The sequence below is a fragment of the Streptomyces katrae genome, assembly GCF_000966975.1.
Lineage (GTDB): Bacteria > Actinomycetota > Actinomycetes > Streptomycetales > Streptomycetaceae > Streptomyces > Streptomyces katrae.
In genome coordinates this window covers 1-2,975 of record NZ_JZWV01000322.1, presented here as the reverse complement: position 1 = coordinate 2,975, position 2,975 = coordinate 1, and the positions used below count along the sequence as shown (strand labels likewise).

Below are 2,975 nucleotides of genomic sequence, written 5' to 3'. Positions count from 1 at the left end.
GTACGAGGAACAGCGCGCCCGTGCCCAGGAGCACCAGGCCGGCTCCGGCCCAGGCAGCGCTCCCCCGGGGCACGAACCAGGCGGTCGTGGTGGCGGTGGCCGGGGCGGCGCCGGGGGCGGTGGCGGTCAGCCGCAGGGCGACCCGGCCGAAGGCGGGCGCGCCGGGCCAGGGCTCGGTCAGGGTCACGCGCCGGCCCGGCAGCAGCTCCACCGGCAGGGCGCGGGCGGTACGGGGGCCGGAGCCCCCGCCGAGGCCGCCTTCGGCGTGCAGGGCGAGCGCCGGGGTGAGTGCGACGTTGCCCCGGTTGACCAGGGTGTACACGACGGCGGTGGCCGCGCCGTGGCCGCGTACGGAGACCTCCTCGACGGTGAGGGCGGCCAGGGCCGGGCCGCTGACGCGCAGGTCGACCCGTACGCCCGCCTCGTGGCCGCCCTCGGCCGCGACGACGGCGGCGGGGTGGTCGCCGGGCGGGGAGGCGGGCGGGACGGTGACGGTGAAGGGGACCACCGCGCGGGTGTGCGGCGGGAGGGTGACGGTGGCGGCGGCGCCGAAGCTGATCCAGGAGCCGGCCCCGGGGGACGCGGCGGCCGGGCGGACCGCGAAGGCGCCGTCGGGCGTGTTGTAGGCGTCGCCGCCGCGCAGGGTGACGGTCCGCTCCCGGTCGCCGGTGTTGGAGAGGGCGAGGCGGTCCTCCAGAACGGTGCCGGCGGGGCCCGCCAGGTAGAAGGAGGGGCGGCGGGCCGTGGCGCCGTCCGCGGAGGCCGGTTCGGCGGTCCAGCCGGGGTCGTCGGCGCCGGCGGCCGCCGCCGGGGTCCCGTGGAGGGTGGCGGCGGCCAGCAGGAGCAGCGCGGCGAGCCGCCGGAGGGTGCGGGGCTTGGGGGTGTGGAGCACGGGCGGGTGCTCCGTTCAGGACGGGGTGCGCTGGGCCCGTCGGCCGCGCCGGGTCAGCCAGAGCAGCCCGGCGGCGCCGGAGAGGGCCACGGTGGCGCCGAGGGTGCCGAACGCCAGGGCGGAGTCGGCGGGGCCGGTCTGCGGGAGGGTGCCTTCGGGGGCGCCGTCCGGGGCGCCCCCGCCCGCGGCCGCCGTCACGTCCAGCTCCAGGGAGGGCTTGGGGCTGTTGCCGGGGGTGCAGGTGGTGGTGGTGCCCATGGCCTTGATGGTCAGGACCCCGGCGGTGAAGGTGACCTTGCCGCTCTTCTTGGGGGTGTAGGTGCCCGACAGGTCACTGATCTTGATCGGGGTGTTGGCGGGCACGGCCTCCGCGTTCGGGGCCCCGGTGACCGGTATCGAGGCCTGCTCGGCGCCGCCGGCCGTGATGACGGCGCTGGGGCTCATGGCGCCCTTGCCGAGCTCGATGGGGCTGGAGGAGACGCCCTTCTGGAAGGACATCGTCAGCTTGTAGCCGTCGCCCTCCTTGACGGCCTTGATGTCGATCGGCGACACGGCCGACTTGTCCCCGATGGGGGTCTGGCACTTGTACTCGACGTCGACCACGTCGGCGTGGGCCGCGGGGGCGGCGAGCAGTACGGCGGATCCGGCCAGCGCGGAGGCCAGCGCGAGCGCGGTGGAACGTTTCCGGTCGGACACCTTCGTCTTCCCCTCGGGCCACGGAACGGGTCACGGGTCACGCGTTACTGACGCAATGTCAGATTGGTGGCTCAAGGTACGCCCGGGACCTTACGGAGGGAAGACAAAGGACGGCCCGGCGTGAACGGCCCGGTGGGCCGCCCGCCGGGCCGTGCCGGGCCGTGGCGCCGTGGGGCCGTGGATCAGGCCGCGCGCACCCCGCGGTTCCAGACGGCCGACACGAGGGGGACGCCCGGCCGGTAGGCGAGGTGGACGTGGCTGGGGGCGTCGAGGAGGGCCAGGTCGGCGCGGGCGCCGGGGATTAGACGGCCGATGTCCGTACGGCGCAGCGCCCGGGCGCCGCCCGCGGTGGCCGACCACAGGGCCTCGTCGGGGGTCATGCGCATGTCCCGGACGGCGAGCGCGATGCAGAACGGCATGGAACTGGTGTACGAGGAGCCGGGGTTGCAGTCCGTGGACAGGGCGACGGTGGCCCCCGCGTCGATCAGACGGCGCGCGTCGGGCCACTGGGCGCGGGTGGAGAACTCGGCGCCGGGCAGGAGGGTGGCGACGGTGGTGGCGGACGCCTGGGCGAGGGCGTCCACGTCGGCGTCGGTGAGGTGGGTGCAGTGGTCGGCGGAGGCCGCCTCCAGCTCCACGGCCAGCTGCACGCCGGGGCCGTAGGTGAGCTGGTTGGCGTGGACGCGGGGGATCAGCCCGGCGGCGGCGCCCGCGGTGAGGATCGCGCGGGCCTGGTCGCCGTCGAAGGCGCCCTTCTCGCAGAAGACGTCCACCCAGCGGGCGTACGGGGCGCAGGCCGCGAGCATCTCGCCGGTGACCAGGTCGACGTAGCCGGCCGGGTCCTCGGCGTAGTCGGGGGAGACGATGTGCGCGCCGAGGTAGGTGACCTCGTCGGTGTGGGCGGAGGCGATGCGCAGGGCGCGGGCCTCGTCGGCGACGGTGAGGCCGTAGCCGGACTTGGTCTCGAAGGTGGTGGTGCCCTGGCGGAGGGCCTCGTCGAGGTGGCGGACGAGGTTGGCCTCCAGCTCGGCGTCGGTGGCGGCGCGGGTGGCGGCGACGGTGGTGCGGATGCCTCCGGCGGAGTAGGCGCGGCCGGACATGCGGGCGTTGAACTCGGCGGTGCGGTCGCCGGCGAAGACGAGGTGGGAGTGGGAGTCGACGAAGCCGGGGATGACGGCCCGGCCCTTCGCGTCGAACGCGGTGTCGGCGGCGGGGACCCGGCCGGCGGGGCCGACCCAGGCGACGGTGTCCCCGTCCAGGACCACGGCGGCGTCCTCGATCAGGCCGAGGGGTGATCCGTCACCGAGGGCGGGGTCGTTGGTGACGAGGCTGCCGATGTTGGTGATGGCGGTGGTGGTCATGGGTTCCTCTCGGGAGGTTCAAAACG

Annotated in this window: 3 protein-coding genes; all 3 read right to left on the bottom strand. The window is 75.8% G+C overall.

The window, feature by feature from the left end:
- Positions 1 to 892: hypothetical protein (locus tag VR44_RS12855; protein ID WP_045947593.1), on the bottom strand; the 892-nt coding region annotated here is incomplete at its 3' end.
- Positions 893 to 907: 15 nt separating this feature from the next.
- On the bottom strand, positions 908 to 1,588 hold the full coding sequence (locus VR44_RS12850; protein ID WP_045947592.1) for an LPXTG cell wall anchor domain-containing protein: 681 nt from the start codon (positions 1,586 to 1,588) through the stop codon (positions 908 to 910).
- A gap of 182 nt (positions 1,589 to 1,770) precedes the next feature.
- Positions 1,771 to 2,949, bottom strand: coding sequence for an imidazolonepropionase (gene hutI / locus VR44_RS12845; RefSeq protein WP_045947591.1), 1,179 nt, complete (start codon positions 2,947 to 2,949; stop codon positions 1,771 to 1,773).
- Positions 2,950 to 2,975 lie beyond the last annotated feature (26 nt).